A 14,624-nucleotide genomic window follows, 5' to 3' on the forward strand; every position below is an offset into this window, starting at 1 on the left:
GCTGATGAGCTATGGCCACGCTTGAACTGGGGAGTACACCCGCAGCCCCGCCTGTGACCGGCGCCACTGTGGAGGCCTGGCAGCGGCCTCGGCCGACCCGCCAGCAGCAGCGCGCGGACATCCTGCTCGGACTGGCGCTGGCGGTGCTGGGAGCGCTCGGCACCGAGTTGGCGCGCGGTGCGTTTCCCGAGCCGGTCGATCTCGGGATCGGCGGCGTCGAGGCGTACGTGCTGAGCGCCGCAGTCGCGCTGCCGCTGTGTCTGCGCCGCCGCTACCCGATCCCCGTGATGCTCGCGGTCGCGGTGCTGTTCATCGTCAGCGGCGAGCGGGCGATGTTCGCCTTCGGCGGCAACCTGGTCACCCAGGCCTCGATGTTCATGGCGATCTATGCGGCGACCGCATGGTCGCGGGACCGCCGGCTGATGAAGGCGTCGGTTGTGCTGGTGTACCTCGCGATGTTCGGCTGGCTGGCGCTGAACTTCATCGAGGCGCTGCGGGCGAACTCGATCGAGGGCCCGAACAAGGCTCTCCTGTCGCCGTACGTGTCGAACGTCATCCTGTCGCTGGCGCTGAACGGGCTCTACTTCTTCGGCGCCTACTTCTGGGGCCGGACGGCGTGGGGGATCGCGCGTCAGCGGCAAGAGCTGGAGAGCCAGGCAGCCGAGCTGGCCGCGCAGCAGGAGGCCAACGCGCGGCGCGCGGTGATCGACGAGCGGCTGCGGATCTCCCGTGAGTTGCACGACGTGGTGGCTCACCACATCAGCAGCATCGGCGTACAGGCCGGGGGAGCGCGGCGGGTGATGGAGAAGGATCCCGAAGCGGCCAAGAACGCGCTCGGGGTGATCGAGGAGTCCAGCCGGACCGCGGTGAACGAGATGCGCCAGCTGCTCGGCATGCTCCGCGCCGCGGACCCTGATCTCGACGTGGAGGCGCCGGATGCCAAGGCGCCGCAGGCCGGAGCGGACCGGCTGCCCGCGCTGATCGCCGAGGTGAACGGCGAGGGCCTGGAGGTCGGCTTCCACCAGATCGGTGCGCCGCTCCAGCTCCCGAAGACGGTGTCGGTCTCCGTCTACCGGATCGCTCAGGAAGCCCTGACCAACGTACGGCGGCATTCGACCGCCCGCAGTGCGCACATCACCCTGCGATACCTGGCCGACGCGGTCGAGCTCGAAGTGATCGACGACGGCCGCCCGAAACATGCCCCGGTCGGCAGCCGGCTGGGCCATGTGGGGATTCGTGAGAGGGTCGGTCTGCTCGGTGGGGAGAGCGAGATCGGCCCCCGGCCGGTCGGTGGGTTCCGGGTCCGGGTGCGGATCCCGGTGCAAGGCGGGTTCGAGGGGAAAGAGAACGAATGATGCGCGTCCTGCTGGTCGACGACCAGGACCTGGTCCGGGCCGGCTTCCGGATGATCCTCTCGGTCGAGGCCGACATCGAGGTGGTCGGTGAGGCCGCCGACGGCGAGAGGGCGGTCGAGCTCGCGCTGCAGCTGCGGCCGGACGTCGTACTGATGGATGTCCAGATGCCGGGGATGGACGGGATCACCGCGACCCAGAAGATCGTGGCCGCCGATGCCGGCAAGGTGATCATCCTGACCACCTTCGACCGCGACGACTACCTGTTCGAGTCGCTCGGCGCCGGGGCCAGTGGCTTCCTGCTGAAGAACACCGCACCGGAGGACCTGGTCGAGGCCATCGAGGTCGTGCACTCCGGCCACGCGCTGCTCGCGCCCGAGGTGACCCGGCGGGTGATCAAGCGGTTCACTGGTGGCGGCGAGCGCGTCTACCGCCCGGACCTGATCGCCGACCTCACTGAGCGCGAACGTGAGGTGCTCGGCCTGATCGCCCGCGGTCTCACCAACACCGAGATCGCCAACCAGCTCTACGTCGGTGAGGCCACGGTCAAGACCCACGTCTCCCGGGTGCTGCTCAAGCTCGGGCTGCGCGACCGTGTCCAGGCTGTCGTCTTCGCCTACGAGTGCGGACTGGTCACGCCTGGCGATGACCTGGCTGGCTGAGGACAACCGCAACCAGCAGTACGACGACCGCTGCGCACCCGACGACCACTCCGACCGTGGACAGCACCAGGGGGAGCGCCAGCACGATGACGACGCTGATGAGCGTGTATTCGCGCCGCATGACCGGCAGGTTGATGATTTGAGCGTGCACCAGCCACACCATCGCCAGGAACACGGCTACCGGTAGGGCAACGGCGTACCCGATGTTCTGTGCGGTGTGTTCGACCGCTACCTCGAGGCCGGCGCCTAACGCGGCCAGTGCGGCGAACAGGAAGTAGTGGCCGTAGCCCCAGTGGTACGAGTACGCACGGCGCTCGCTGAGGCCTTCGCCCGCGGGGTGGAGGAAGTAGAGCCACCACAGGGCAAACAGCAGCACCAGGCCGGCACCTGCCACCAGCACGAAGGAGCTGTCCACCGCGTGTGCGGTTACGGCGGCTTCGACGCCGCGGCTGGCCGCCAGCACGCTCTCGCCGAGCAGGATGATCACGAACAGCCCGTACCGCTCGGCGATGTGGTGTGGATGCCAGTTGGTCGCCGGATGCCGCCACTCGGCCCACAGCGGTACGGCGAGCTCGAGCATCACTAACGCGATGAAGTAGGGCAGGGCCAGGTCAGCGAACACGAGAGCCAGTGCCCAACCCACCTGGGTCGTGACGATGCCAACGGCGTATCGGAGTGCTGTTCGTCGCCTGACGCGATCCTCGTACGCCGCGCGCAGCCACTGCAGGAGGAGTCCGGCCCGCATGATCAGGTAGCCGATCAGCACGGTGCGGTAGTCACCTGTGGCCGCAGCGGCGGGCACTCCGGCTGCCAGCACCAGCACTCCGGCCATCTGCACCATCGTGAGCAGCCGGTACGGCAGATCGTCGGTGTCGTAGGACGACGCGAACCAGGTGAAGTTCATCCAGGCCCACCAGATCGCGAAGAACACCTGGAGGAACCCGAGCACCTCGGCGTGGCCGGCGGCGATGCTATGTGCGAGCTCTGCGGTGACTGCGGCGACCGCCACTACGAAGGTGAGGTCGAACAGCAGCTCCAGCGGGCTGGACGCCCGGTGCGGCTCGTCGATCGGACGCGCACGCATCGGGATGCGGAGGCGAGTGGTCGGCATACCAGTGAAGACAGCCCAGCCGGCACCGATGTGACGGCGGCTGTCACAACTCGGCGTACTGGCCTGTCTTGGCTGGTGAGTGGCGCCAGTCGGGCGCCTGTCTGACAGGAGGCTGGTTGTGAAGATCGTCGTGATCGGGGGCACCGGGCTGATCGGATCGAAGGTCATACGGCGGCTGGAGGCACACGGCCACGAAGGAGTCGCGGCGGCGCCCAACACCGGCGTGAACGCGCTGACCGGTGAGGGCCTCGACGAGGTGATGACCGGGGCGGACGCGGTCATCGACCTGTCGAACTCGCCGTCGTTCGAGGACCAGGCGGCTCTGGACTTCTTCCGCACGGGCACCACCAACCTGCTCGCTGCCGAGCAGAAGGCCGGCGTCCGGCACCACATTGCGCTGTCCATCGTCGGCAGCGAGCGGTCGCCGCAGATCGGCTACTTCCGCGCCAAGATCGCTCAGGAAGAGCTGATCAAGGCCTCCGGCGTCCCGTACTCGCTGATCCACGCGACCCAGTTCTTCGAGTTCGTGAAGGCGATCGCCGACACCTCCGTCGTCGACGGTGTCGTCCGGATCCAGCCGGTGAACTTCCAGCCGATCGCCGGTGACGACGTCGCCGACCAGGTTGCCAAGGTCGCCGTGGGCGAGCCGCTGAACAGCCGGGTCGACATCGCCGGACCGGACAAGGAGCGGATGGACGAGTTCTTCCGCAAGGCGCTGACCGAGCTGAACGACCCCCGTGAGGTCGTGACCGACCCGGAGGCGACGTACTACGGCGCTGTGGTCAGCGAGGACGCACTGGTCCCGATCGGCCCGGCCACCCTCGGCCGCATCCACTACGCCGACTGGGAGAAGCAGTGACCGGCGACGACTTCCTGCACGAGTTAGAGGCCGAGACCGCGACGGAACTCGGTGCGCTGCAGGCCGCCGTACCGGACGCTGAGCTGCCCGTTGAGCAGTGGCTGGTCGACCCTGCCGAAGAGGCCATGGAGCAGGCCAGCCTGCAGAGCCTCCTCGGCGCGACGAAGGCCCTGGAAGAACCAGGGAACTGAAACAGGACCGGCTCCGGGTGCGTGGCCGCGCACCCGGAGCCCTGCTCTAGCTGCGTGGGAGCTTGTCCGGGTTCATCTGGACGTTGATCTGGTAGATGCCGTCGGCGGACGAGCTGACCGTCAGGATGGTGCTGACCCGGCCGTCGACGGTCAGCGTCGCGGCCGGTGCGCCGTTCATCTGCGTCCAGACGACCTCCACGCCGTCCCAGAACCTGTCGTGGAAGGCGCGGAAGAACTTTGCCACCCGCTCCGAGCCGACCACCGGGTACTTCGACGCGCGCGCCTTGCCGTTGCCGTCGGACACGCTCGTCACATCGGCGGCGAACAGTCCTTCGAGCTCCACAAGGTCACCGGACTTGGCCGCCTGGACGAACGCGGTCAGCAGCCGCTGCTGCTCGGCCGCGTCCACCTCTACCCGCCGCTCGCCGTCCACGTGCTTGCGAGCGCGGCTGACCAGCTGCCGCACCGCAGGCTCCTTCAGCTGCAGGATGTCCGCGATCTGGCTGTACGGGTAGTCGAACGCCTCCCGCAGTACGTACGCCGCCCGCTCGTTGGGGGACAGGCGCTCCATCAGCAGCAGTACGGCGAACGCGAGCGCCTCACCGCGCTCCGCACCCAGGTACGGGTCCGCGCTGGTGTCCACCGGCTCCGGCAACCACGGTCCGATGTACGACTCCCGACGTACCCGGGCGGACTGGGTCGCGTTGATCGCCAGCCGGGTCGTGGCGGTGGCCAGGTAGGCCGCCGGGTTGAGCACGACACTGCGGTCGGCGGTCTGCCAGCGCAGCCACACGTCCTGCACGATGTCCTCGGCCTCACTGGCGCTGCCGAGCATCCGGTAGGCGATGCCGAACAGCCTCGGCCGCACCTCCCCGAAGACCGCGGCTGCCTGCTCGAGGTCGTCGCTCACAGTCGTCATCATCCTCCCTCGTCGTACCGTCACAAGCTCCGACCATCGGGACACGCCGAATGTGACATCGGGGCGCCGTGGCGTAGCCCACGTCCGGCTCTCCACCGTGCGGATGACCCCGGCGATCACCCTGGCGGCCGACGTTCGGCGGGGTCCGTAGTCGATAACTTTGGGTAGCGGCCGGGCGTGCGTCCGGTCGAGGGGGTCAAGGTGACAGGAGCGGTGACGGATGCTGAGGGTGGCTGGGCTCACTCGGCGGTTCGGTGAACAGCTCGCGCTGGACGACGTGACGTTCGACGTCGTGCCGGGGCGGATGACCGGGTTCGTCGGGGCCAACGGTGCCGGCAAGACGACGACGATGCGGATCATCCTCGGCGTTCTGGCGGCCAGCGCCGGCGAGGTGCGCTGGCAGGGCGAACTGCTGACGCAGAAGGTACGGCAGGACTTCGGCTACATGCCGGAGGAGCGTGGGCTGTATCCGAAGATGAAGATCCGCGACCAGCTGATCTTCTTCGGCCGGCTGCACGGGATGACCCCGAACCGCGCCGCCGAGCGGACCGACAAGCTGCTCGGTCGTCTCGGGCTGGGCGAGCGCGCGACCGACGTACTGGAGACGCTGTCGCTGGGCAACCAGCAGCGGGTGCAGATCGCGGTCGCGCTGATCCACGAGCCGATCGCGCTGGTGCTGGACGAGCCGTTCAGCGGTCTCGACCCGTTGGCGGTCGACGCGATGGTGGACCTGCTGCGCGAGGAGGTCACGCCGGAGGTTCCGGTGCTGTTCTCCAGCCACCAACTCGACCTGGTCGAGCGGCTGTGTGACGACCTGGTGGTGCTGTCCCGGGGCAAGGTCGTTGCCGCGGGCCCCGTTTCCGAGCTGGCCGCGAGCCAGAACCCGACGTACCGGCTGGTCGTCGACGGTGACGCCGGCTGGCTGCGTGACCTGCCCGGTCTGCACGTGCGGGACGTGGCCGGCGGTACGGCGCTCTTCGACGCCGAGGACTCGGGTGTCGCACAACAGATTCTTCAGCAGGCGATGAGCCGTGGACCGGTCCTGGAGTTCGGGCCGGAGCGGGTGGCACTGAGCGACGTCTTCCGGGAGGCGACCCGATGAACGACCGGACACTGGATCGACCGTGGCTGTTGATCGCCGAGCGCGAGATCACCACCAAGCTGCGGGACAAGACCTTCATCGGCTCCACGCTGGTGATGCTGGCCATTGTCCTGGCCGCGGTGATCCTCCCGGCGGTGTTCGCCGGTGGCGGTGGGGCGGACAAGATCGCCGTGATCGACGACGGCGGCGCGGCCGTCGTACAGCGGGCTTCGGAGACTGCCGGTGGCAAGGGCTATGAGGTGCTGCGAGTTGCGGACCAGGCGGCTGCGGAGACCGCGGTCACGAAGACTGACGCCACCGCCGCCCTGTTGCCTGGGTCTGACGGGTACGTCGTCATCGGCAAGGAGAAGGTGGACTCCGGAGTTGGGAGCGCACTGCGGGCCGCCGCGGCTGCGGTCGGGATGGAGAAGAACGCCGCCGCGGTCAAGCTGACGCCGGAGCAGTTGCGGGCCGGTACTCAGGTGACCGAGAAGATTTTGCAGCCCGGGCCGCTGCCCGGCTACGTATCGGACTTCGTGAACATCGGGCTCGCTCTGGTGTTCTACATGACCGCGCTCGGGTTCGGGATGATGATCGCGCAGAGCGTCGTCCAGGAGAAGGAGAGCCGGGTCGTCGAGATCCTCGCGGCTTCGGTACCGATCCGGTCGCTGCTATGGGGCAAGGTGCTGGGCAACACCGTGCTGGCTTTGAGCCAGATCCTGGTGATCGCGATCGCCTCCCTGATCGGGCTCACGGCAACCGACCGGCTGGACATCTTGTCGATCGTGGCGCCGGTAGCCGGCTGGTTCGTGGTGTTCTTCGTCCTCGGGTTCGTCGCGTTGGCGGGGTTGTGGGCCGTCGCGGGCTCGCTGGCCACGCGGCAGGAGGACCTCGGATCGACCACGCTGCCCGGGCAGATGATCCTGATGATCCCGTTCTTCTTCTCGGTGTTCGCCGGCTCCAGCGCCAAGACGATCGCGTCGTTCGTGCCGGTCGCGTCGTCGATGTCGATGCCGGGGCGGATGCTGACCGAGGACGTGCCGCTGTGGCAGCCGCTGGCGGCGATCGCGATCCTGCTCCTGAGCACGGCGCTGATCATCCGGGTCGGAGCACGGCTGTACGAGCGCACGCTGCTGCAGACCGGCCGCCGGCTCGGCTATCGCGAGGCGCTGTCGCTCAAGGCTGGGTGACCTATCGTCACGGCCCGGGTAAACGTTACAAGGTTCGCCCGGGCTGTGACGAAACCGCAATCTTGGGTACCTGTGTGCTGTGTCTCGACTTGGACTACGGTCTCAACGCATGAACGTGGAGCTGCGCCATCTCCGGGTTGTCGTCCTGGTAGCCGAAGCGGGGTCCGTCGGACGGGCCGCCCGCTGGCTCAAGGTCAGTCAGCCCAGCCTGACCGCGCAGCTCAAGCGGATCGAGGCCGCCTTCGGCGGCGAGCTGTTCGAACGCTCCCGCACCGGCGTCACCCCGACCGCACTAGGCCGGTACGCCGTCGACCGGGCCCGCGCGATTCTCGTCGACGTCGACCATCTCTCCGCGACCGTGTCCGCGATGACGGCGGTCGAGTCGAGCGCCGTACGGCTGGGCGGTTTCCCGACGGCACCGATGTCAGGGATCGCTCAGCGACTGCGGGACCACGGTCAGATCGAGCAGGTCAGCATCGAGGTCGAGTGGTCGACGAGCGTGCTGCTGCAGCAGCTGGAGAGCGGGCGGCTCGATTTTGCCTTGCTGCGTGAGTTCCCCGGCTTCGAGTTGCGGCTTCCGACGGGTGTCGAGGCCTGCACGGTGGTTGAGTCGGAATCGGCGTACGTGGTGATGTCCGCCGGACATCCGCTGGCGCTGGTCGGTTGCGACGAGGTCGACCTGGGTGCGCTGGCCGGCGAAGAGTGGATCGGTGAGCCGCCGGACGACAGTGGCTTCCACGTGCTCTTCCGCGCCGCGTGTGAGCAGGCCGGCTTCCAGCCGAAGATCGAGCATCACTCGGTCGACACCTCGGTCCTGATGGGTTTCGTCACCAGTGGTCAAGGCGTCGCGCTCGTCTCACCGACGTCGTACCGGATGCTGTCCCAGGACGTCATCACGCGGCCGCTGAGCGGCGACCCCATTCACCGGCGTCTGTTGCTGGCGTGGAGTTCTGACTCGCCACGCGCACAGATGGCCACCGACGTGCTGACCATGGCAACCGCCGCGTACGACGAGGCGCTCGCCGAACACGCCCGCCGTGACCAGCCGCACCATCACATGCATGTGGCGTGAGCCGTAAAGGCCTCACGCCACAAGGTCTTGCTCAAGCTCCGGCGGGTCGAATCCCCGGGGTATTGAAGGGCCCCTCGAATGCACTCACGTGGAACTCGCCAGTGTCCTCGGGGTCTTCCATCCGCTCCCGATACTGCTGACCCACTCGCTCGGTCCCACCCACCGGCTCAGCAAACGCCTCAGCCGCCTGCCACCCACCGCCATCCGCGTTGCGCTCAGCCGCCTGAGGCTTCTCCGGCTGGGTCGGATAGACGGCAGTCTCGTCCCCACCAGCCGAGCCACCACCCGCCGGCGGATCAAACCGCTCATCATCAGGATCCTCAACCGGCCCACTCGTCTCACGCGCAGGCGAAGCGCTAACCCCCGGTGCCGGTGCCACGGGAGCGCCAGCCGCAGGTGCGGCAGGAGCGCTAGCCACAGGTGCGGACGCCACGGGAGCACCAGGTGCGGGTGCGGGCGGAGCGCTAGCCACCGGTGCCGCGGGTGCAGGCGTCACGGGCGCGCTAGCGACTGGTCCGCCATCCCCAGACGCGCCACCGTCATCCGCACCAGCCCCCGGTGCCGGAGACACGGGAGCGCTAGCGACTGGCCCGCCAACCCCAGACGCACCTCTGTCATCCGCACCAGCCCCATCACCCCGCGGTGCTGCTTCTGCGACCTCACGAGTCTCCTGGTCGGCCGACGCGGGCTCAGCCACCGCAGCCTGCTCGGCCGCAGGGGCAACTGCTGAAGCCGCCACCGGCGTACCGTGCTCGGATGTGCCGACCGTGTCTGCGTCGGCCTGAGATGTATAAGCACTCGGCGTCTCCGCGACCTCACGAGTGTCCTGGTCGGCCGGTGCAGGCTCGGCCACTGCGGTCTGCTCGGCCGCAGGTGCGTGAGCGGCAACTGCAGGTGCCGCGGGCGCGCTAGCTACCGGCGCATCAGCCGCGGGTGCGGTGTCGGCCTGCGGGGGAGTGCTGGCTACTGGAGCTGCGGCCACTGGCGTGCCTGCATCGGCTTCGCTCGGCTCACGGGTCTCTGGGTCGGCCGGTGCGGGCTCAGCCACTGCGGTCTCGTCAGCCGCGTCCGCAGGGGTCGGCGTACTGGCTTGTTCGACCTCGCGGGTTTCCAGGTCGGCTGCCTGTGTGGTCTCGTCGTGGTCCGCGGCGATGACCGTGACCTCGCCGGAATCCGGCGCCGGTGCTTGTGCGACAACGGTTTCGTCGCGGTCGGACGGCACCAGCACGGTCTCATCGTTGCCGTCGGCAACGTCATCGGCGAACGGCGAGAACGCTGCGGTCCGTTCGGGTGCCGACTCGGCGACCGGGAACTGCGCGGTCTGCTCGTCGGCCTGGTTGCGCGGGGGTTCCGGCTCGTCGTCGAACAGATCGTCGTACCGGCTCGAAGGCTCGTACGACGGCGCGGCGTACGACTCGGCCGGATAGGTGCTCGCGGCAACGGGATAGACCGCCGCCGCGGCCGCCTCCTGCTGTGCCTGCGCGGCTTCCTGCTCGCGCTGCAGCCGCTCGGCCTCGACCCGCGCACGACGGCGACGCTGCACGCTCCGGGCGATCAGCTGGATCGAGTACACCAGCGAGATCACCGTCAGGATCGGTACGACGCCGTTGAGCGTGTACTGGCGCGTCCCGTCGACCATGCCGTTCGTCACGCCCGGCACGTCGTCGAGGAAGTTCGTGGTGCGGTTCGGGATCCACAGCCAGCAGTACACGAGCGTGCCGAAGGCAAGGAACGCACCGATCGCGGCCGCGCCGGAGAAGTACGACACGATCGCCCAGAAGAGCAGCGCACCTACACCGTAGGCAAGCGCCATCTCCTTGGTGTTCAGCTGAATACCACCCGGCGCACCAAGCACCCCGAACACCGCCGGCCCGGCCAGTGCGACCGCCACCCCGAGCAAGAAGCCAAGAAATTTGGACACCCCTCCACCGTAGCGACGTTTGACCGTTCCGCCTGGCAGACACTTCGCAACCACCCCAAGGGTGACTACTTTCAGTGCGCGACTGCCGCCGTACCTGAATGGTCCGATTGACAATCGATAGATTGCCAGCGATTCTCGATACATGCTGAGTGAGAATCGAGCGGTCGCCGCGCTCCGGGTCTTCCTGGTGGTGCTGTTCGCGATCCTGGTCGTGTTCCAGACCCTGTCGCTGCCCGGCCAGTTCCGCCATCAGGCCGAGGTGAACCCGGCCGACGCGGACCTCCGCTGGCCGGCCACCTTCGTTGCAGGCTTCGTGGTGCTCTGCATCCAGGTGGTCGTCGTCTCGACCTGGATGTTGCTCACGATGGTCAAGCGCGACCGGATCTTCACCCCGGCAGCCACCTTCTGGGTGAACCTGATCATCGGCGCGATCGGCGGCGTCTGGCTCGTGGTCGGCGTCATCTTCCTGTACGTCGTCCTGCACGCCGACGACCCTGGTCTGCCGATGGTGCTGCTCCTGCTGGAGGTCGTGATCACCGTGCTCGGGCTGCTGATGGTGGTGATGCGCGCACTGCTCCAGCGCGCGACCACCCTCCGCACCGACATGGAAGCGGTGATCTGATGCCGATCGTCGTCCGGATCGACGTCGAGCTGGCCCGCCGCAAACTCAGCGTCGGCGAGTTCGCCGAGCGCATCGGCCTCACCCCCGCCAACGTCGCCGTCCTGAAGAACGGCCGCGCCAAAGCGGTCCGCTTCAGCACCCTCGAAGCCATGTGCCGAGTCCTGGAATGCCAGCCCGGAGACCTCCTCGAGTGGATCGACGAAGACCCCGCCTGACGTCCAGCACAACGACAGGACGTACCCACCTACGCATATCGCTGCCCACGCTCACACCGACCGACCCGACCTCCGATCCACCCGACACCTCCTGTCCTTGTGCAGGCAGCAACGACACTCGGGCAAGGTCGGGTCAACAGGGGCTGGGGTGTTTTGCCTGTCGATTCAGGCCAGTTCCGCTCCCCGGCCCGGCCGGATCACCGAGTGTGCCGACCCGAAACGCGGGCTGAGGTGGGCTAGACAGTGAGGCCGTAGGTGATGCCGGCGGGCGGCTGCTCGGCGTGAGCGATGTCCGGGGTGCGGTCGTACGCGTCCCAGGCGAGGAAGTGATCGAGGTGACGGCGGACCGAGCCGAGGACCTCGGTCACCGGTACGTCGCGACCGAGTTCCTTCGAGAGCGTCGTGACGTCGGCGTCGGAGATCCCGCAGGGGACGATCCGGTCGAACCAGCTGAGGTCGTTGTCGCAGTTCAGCGCGAACCCGTGCATGGTGACACCTTGCGAGACCCGGATCCCGATCGCGGCGATCTTCCGCTCGCGACCGCGCTCGTCAGCGGCGACCCACACTCCGCTGCGGCCCTTCACCCGACCCGTTGTGACACCGAGCTCGGCACAGACCGCGATCAGCGCTTCCTCGAGACGCCGGACGTAGTCGACGACGTACACATGTGAGGCCAGCTTGACGATCGGGTACCCGACGAGCTGGCCGGGACCGTGCCAGGTGATCTTGCCGCCGCGGTCGACGTCGACCACCGGCGTCCCGTCGACGGGACGTTCATGGGCCTCGGTCCGCTTGCCGGCGGTGTAGACCGGGGGGTGCTCGAGCAGGATGACGGTCCCCGGATCGGTGCCCACGACTACCTCCGCGTGCAAGCGCCGCTGCTCCGCCCACGCGCTCTGGTAATCCACTGCCTCGGCGCCGAACCCAGCCTCCACGTACTTGATACCCGTCACGTCAACGAGTGTAGGCCGGGAGCCTGTGGATAACTTCCGCGGGGCTGGCGGCGATCGGTGCATCCTCTTGGCATGGCACTCGAAGACCTCGCCGGCTACAGCCTGCGCCGGAGGCTCGGGTCCGGATCGGCCGGAACGCTCTGGCAGGTCCGCGACCTCGCCACCGGCCGCCATGCCGTGCTCAAACGCATTCCTGTCACAGCGATCCAGCGAGAGGAGCAGTTCCGCGACGAGCTGATGGTCCTGCAACGCATCCACCATCCGCACGTCGCCCGCGTCCTGGAGGTCCGCGAGACCGCCTCCGAATGGCTCGTCTTCAGTCAGTACGTCGTTGCCCTCAGCCTCACCAAGGTGCTGAACCGCCGGGGGAGCCTGTCACCTGGTGAGCTCGTCACCCTGCTGAGCCCACTCGCCGACGCCCTCCACTACCTGCACCGCTGCGGCCTCATCCACGGCCACGTGACGCCCCCGAACGTGCTGATCGACGTCGAAGGCCGCCCGATCCTGACCGACGCAGCCCTGCACTCCCTGAACATCCGCCCCCTCACCGACCCACCAACCGAACCCCCGTCACCCGCCAACGACCGCCAAGCCCTGTCCACCCTCGCCCTGCACGCCGGCGGCCCCGCGACCCTGTTCACTCCTGCCCTCTTCACCGAAACCCCGTCCCACCGCTTGGCCACCCACCTCCTCACCCTCACCACCCCAGAACCAATCCTCGTCGGCGACGATGACGACCTCACGCCAGACCTCCACCCAAGCGCCCAGCCGCCCTCCGACGACGACCCCATCGAAACCTCCCGCGGCCCCCTCGCCCCGCCGCCCTCCGAACCGCCCACCCAACCCGCCCTCCAACACCCCGCCACTCCCCAACCCCCGGCCCCCAAACCGCTGCCCAGCCGTCCCAAACGCCCCCGCCTACCCAGGCTCATCCGCCGTACGCCGGACCCTGTCGCCGACCCGCTGTCCCGCCTCGCCCCAACGTCCCTCACCAAGACCCACGTCATCCTGCCCACCAAAACCCACATCATCGGCACCACCCACATCGAGCCCGCCATCAGCTGGTCCACCCCCCGCCCGACCCCACCCGCACCCCCGCCCACCCCCGAGCCGACCCCACCTGGCCAGCTACCTCCCATCGCCGACCCGCGAGACCCACACACGACTTCCTCCACACCGTCGCCCACCTTCGTGCAAGCGTCACCGCCCCCGCACGCGCCCGTCGCCGACCGACCAGACCCAGGTACGACTTCTTCCGCACCGTCGTCCGCATTTGCGCAGGCATCACCGAGCCCGCGCGCTCCTGTCGCAGACCGGCGAGACTCAGGCACGACTTCTTCCTCACCTTCGCCTGCCTTGGCGCAAGCGTCACCGCCCCCGCGCGCTCCCATCGACCTGCGAGATTCAGACACGACATCTTCCGCACCGTCGTCCGCATTTGCGCAGGCATCACGGAGCCCGCACGCTCCCATCGCCGATCGACAAGACCCACAAGCGTCACCCTTCGCTCTCGGCGCGAGGCCGACCCGGTCGCCCGAGCTGGCGCAATCTCGCGCCCTCACCCGTCGCCGCCCCTGGCGCCGGCGTCATACCTGGCGGGGACGCCTACGCACCGCGTGGACCACGTCGAATCGCGAGACGAGCGGTGCGCTCGTCGGCAGGTTCCGTGGATTGCTCGCCCGGCCGCCCTTCGGTGTGGCGGGCGCTGTGGGGCTCGGTCTTGCGGTGCTGCTGGTGCTAGCGCTCGCAGCTCGATTGGTCCTGGACCCTTCCGACACAGCCATCGCAGCATCCGAGCAGCCCTCCACAACACCGAGCACCGCACATCCCACCAACTCAACAGGTTCAGCCAGTTCACCCCCAACAACCCCCGCCAGTCGGCCGCACCCACCATCGACAAGACCGACAACGACCTCCGAGCCAAGCCGGACGCGAACGCCCGCCCCACGGCGGCCGGACCCCACCGCGCCACCACCACCTCGACGTACCGGCCCTGAACGAAGCGTCGCCGAGTGGCTGAGGACCCTACGGGCGCTGGATCTTCAACGTGCACAGGCATTCCGGACCCTGGATGTCGCTCTCCTCGACACCATCTACATCCCCGGCAGCACACCCTGGCGCTCGGACCGCGCGCTCCTCGCCGACTACCGCAGCAAGGGCGTCCGCATCCATGGCCTCCGGCTGAAGATCGACAAAACCACCATCACCCGCCAAGCCCCCACCACAGTCATCCTCCGCACCACCGACCACCTAGCCGCCGGCCAAGCAGTCGACAAAACCGGCACCACCACACCCCTCCCACCCGGCACCCCCACCACCCACCTCATCACCCTCACCACCACACCAACCGACCGCCAACGAGCGCAGAGCCAAGCACCCGCCTGGCGCATCGCCGCCATCACCCCACCCTGACCAATGCCGCCATCACCGTCACCACCACACCAACCTCCGTCACACCCGCCGATCGCCAACGACC

14 protein-coding genes are annotated in these 14,624 nt (G+C 68.2%); 10 read left to right on the top strand and 4 right to left on the bottom strand.

Annotated elements, in window-relative coordinates:
* The first annotated feature begins 11 nt into the window (after positions 1-11).
* Both ACIA49_RS14085 and ACIA49_RS14090 read left to right on the top strand, forming a co-directional pair.
* The gene (locus tag ACIA49_RS14085) at positions 12-1,355 is read left to right on the top strand and encodes a sensor histidine kinase (protein WP_396377536.1); all 1,344 of its coding nucleotides are present in this window, start codon (positions 12-14) and stop codon (positions 1,353-1,355) included.
* Complete coding sequence (locus ACIA49_RS14090) at positions 1,352-2,014, top strand: response regulator (RefSeq protein WP_396377537.1); 663 nt, start codon at positions 1,352-1,354, stop codon at positions 2,012-2,014. The genes ACIA49_RS14085 and ACIA49_RS14090 overlap by 4 nt, the downstream gene beginning before the upstream one ends.
* On the opposite strand, the gene ACIA49_RS14095 is transcribed toward ACIA49_RS14090, so the two are convergent.
* On the bottom strand, positions 1,986-3,125 hold the full coding sequence (locus ACIA49_RS14095) for a low temperature requirement protein A (RefSeq protein ID WP_396377538.1): 1,140 nt from the start codon (positions 3,123-3,125) through the stop codon (positions 1,986-1,988). The genes ACIA49_RS14090 and ACIA49_RS14095 overlap by 29 nt on opposite strands.
* Before the next feature lie 118 nt (positions 3,126-3,243).
* On the opposite strand from ACIA49_RS14095, the gene ACIA49_RS14100 reads away from it, so the two are divergent.
* On the top strand, positions 3,244-3,984 hold the full coding sequence (locus tag ACIA49_RS14100) for an SDR family oxidoreductase (RefSeq protein ID WP_396377539.1): 741 nt from the start codon (positions 3,244-3,246) through the stop codon (positions 3,982-3,984).
* A complete protein-coding gene (locus ACIA49_RS14105) occupies positions 3,981-4,175 on the top strand; it encodes a hypothetical protein (protein ID WP_396377540.1) in 195 nt (64 codons plus the stop codon). Before ACIA49_RS14100 ends, ACIA49_RS14105 begins: the two co-directional genes overlap by 4 nt.
* A 46-nt stretch (positions 4,176-4,221) precedes the next feature.
* Here ACIA49_RS14105 and ACIA49_RS14110 read toward each other — a convergent pair whose 3' ends face one another.
* Positions 4,222-5,094, bottom strand: a complete 873-nt coding sequence (locus ACIA49_RS14110) for an RNA polymerase sigma-70 factor (RefSeq protein WP_396377541.1) — start codon at positions 5,092-5,094, stop codon at positions 4,222-4,224.
* Positions 5,095-5,314: 220 nt separating this feature from the next.
* Between ACIA49_RS14110 and ACIA49_RS14115 the strand changes: the two genes are divergently transcribed.
* The 3 genes from ACIA49_RS14115 (at position 5,315) to ACIA49_RS14125 (ending at position 8,437) form a co-directional block, all read left to right on the top strand.
* A complete protein-coding gene (locus ACIA49_RS14115; protein WP_396377542.1) occupies positions 5,315-6,196 on the top strand; it encodes an ABC transporter ATP-binding protein in 882 nt (293 codons plus the stop codon).
* Complete coding sequence (locus ACIA49_RS14120; protein WP_396377543.1) at positions 6,193-7,365, top strand: ABC transporter permease; 1,173 nt, start codon at positions 6,193-6,195, stop codon at positions 7,363-7,365. The genes ACIA49_RS14115 and ACIA49_RS14120 overlap by 4 nt, the downstream gene beginning before the upstream one ends.
* A 109-nt stretch (positions 7,366-7,474) precedes the next feature.
* A complete protein-coding gene (locus tag ACIA49_RS14125; protein WP_396377544.1) occupies positions 7,475-8,437 on the top strand; it encodes a LysR family transcriptional regulator in 963 nt (320 codons plus the stop codon).
* A gap of 31 nt (positions 8,438-8,468) precedes the next feature.
* Here ACIA49_RS14125 and ACIA49_RS14130 read toward each other — a convergent pair whose 3' ends face one another.
* The gene (locus ACIA49_RS14130; protein ID WP_396377545.1) at positions 8,469-10,358 is read right to left on the bottom strand and encodes a hypothetical protein; all 1,890 of its coding nucleotides are present in this window, start codon (positions 10,356-10,358) and stop codon (positions 8,469-8,471) included.
* 142 nt (positions 10,359-10,500) lie between these two features.
* On the opposite strand from ACIA49_RS14130, the gene ACIA49_RS14135 reads away from it, so the two are divergent.
* Positions 10,501-10,980, top strand: coding sequence for a DUF2975 domain-containing protein (locus ACIA49_RS14135; RefSeq protein WP_396377546.1), 480 nt, complete (start codon positions 10,501-10,503; stop codon positions 10,978-10,980).
* The gene (locus tag ACIA49_RS14140) at positions 10,980-11,195 is read left to right on the top strand and encodes a helix-turn-helix domain-containing protein (protein ID WP_396377547.1); all 216 of its coding nucleotides are present in this window, start codon (positions 10,980-10,982) and stop codon (positions 11,193-11,195) included. Before ACIA49_RS14135 ends, ACIA49_RS14140 begins: the two co-directional genes overlap by 1 nt.
* A 236-nt stretch (positions 11,196-11,431) precedes the next feature.
* On the opposite strand, the gene lipB is transcribed toward ACIA49_RS14140, so the two are convergent.
* Complete coding sequence (gene lipB / locus ACIA49_RS14145; protein WP_396377548.1) at positions 11,432-12,148, bottom strand: lipoyl(octanoyl) transferase LipB; 717 nt, start codon at positions 12,146-12,148, stop codon at positions 11,432-11,434.
* A 72-nt stretch (positions 12,149-12,220) separates the two neighbouring features.
* Between lipB and ACIA49_RS14150 the strand changes: the two genes are divergently transcribed.
* Positions 12,221-14,560, top strand: coding sequence for a protein kinase (locus ACIA49_RS14150; RefSeq protein ID WP_396377549.1), 2,340 nt, complete (start codon positions 12,221-12,223; stop codon positions 14,558-14,560).
* Positions 14,561-14,624 lie beyond the last annotated feature (64 nt).

This window comes from Kribbella sp. NPDC051587 (genome assembly GCF_044453945.1).
Taxonomy (GTDB): domain Bacteria; phylum Actinomycetota; class Actinomycetes; order Propionibacteriales; family Kribbellaceae; genus Kribbella.

Excerpts from the sequence above, each read along its gene's own strand:
- ACIA49_RS14095 (WP_396377538.1), bottom strand. The coding sequence starts at position 3,125 with ATGCCGACCACTCGCCTCCGCATCCCGATGCGTGCGCGTCCGATCGAC.
- ACIA49_RS14140 (WP_396377547.1), top strand. The coding sequence starts at position 10,980 with ATGCCGATCGTCGTCCGGATCGACGTCGAGCTGGCCCGCCGCAAACTC.
- ACIA49_RS14110 (WP_396377541.1), bottom strand. The coding sequence starts at position 5,094 with ATGACGACTGTGAGCGACGACCTCGAGCAGGCAGCCGCGGTCTTCGGG.
- ACIA49_RS14125 (WP_396377544.1), top strand. The coding sequence starts at position 7,475 with ATGAACGTGGAGCTGCGCCATCTCCGGGTTGTCGTCCTGGTAGCCGAA.
- ACIA49_RS14135 (WP_396377546.1), top strand. The coding sequence starts at position 10,501 with ATGCTGAGTGAGAATCGAGCGGTCGCCGCGCTCCGGGTCTTCCTGGTG.
- ACIA49_RS14090 (WP_396377537.1), top strand. The coding sequence starts at position 1,352 with ATGATGCGCGTCCTGCTGGTCGACGACCAGGACCTGGTCCGGGCCGGC.
- ACIA49_RS14085 (WP_396377536.1), top strand. The coding sequence starts at position 12 with ATGGCCACGCTTGAACTGGGGAGTACACCCGCAGCCCCGCCTGTGACC.
- ACIA49_RS14115 (WP_396377542.1), top strand. The coding sequence starts at position 5,315 with ATGCTGAGGGTGGCTGGGCTCACTCGGCGGTTCGGTGAACAGCTCGCG.
- ACIA49_RS14120 (WP_396377543.1), top strand. The coding sequence starts at position 6,193 with ATGAACGACCGGACACTGGATCGACCGTGGCTGTTGATCGCCGAGCGC.
- ACIA49_RS14150 (WP_396377549.1), top strand. The coding sequence starts at position 12,221 with ATGGCACTCGAAGACCTCGCCGGCTACAGCCTGCGCCGGAGGCTCGGG.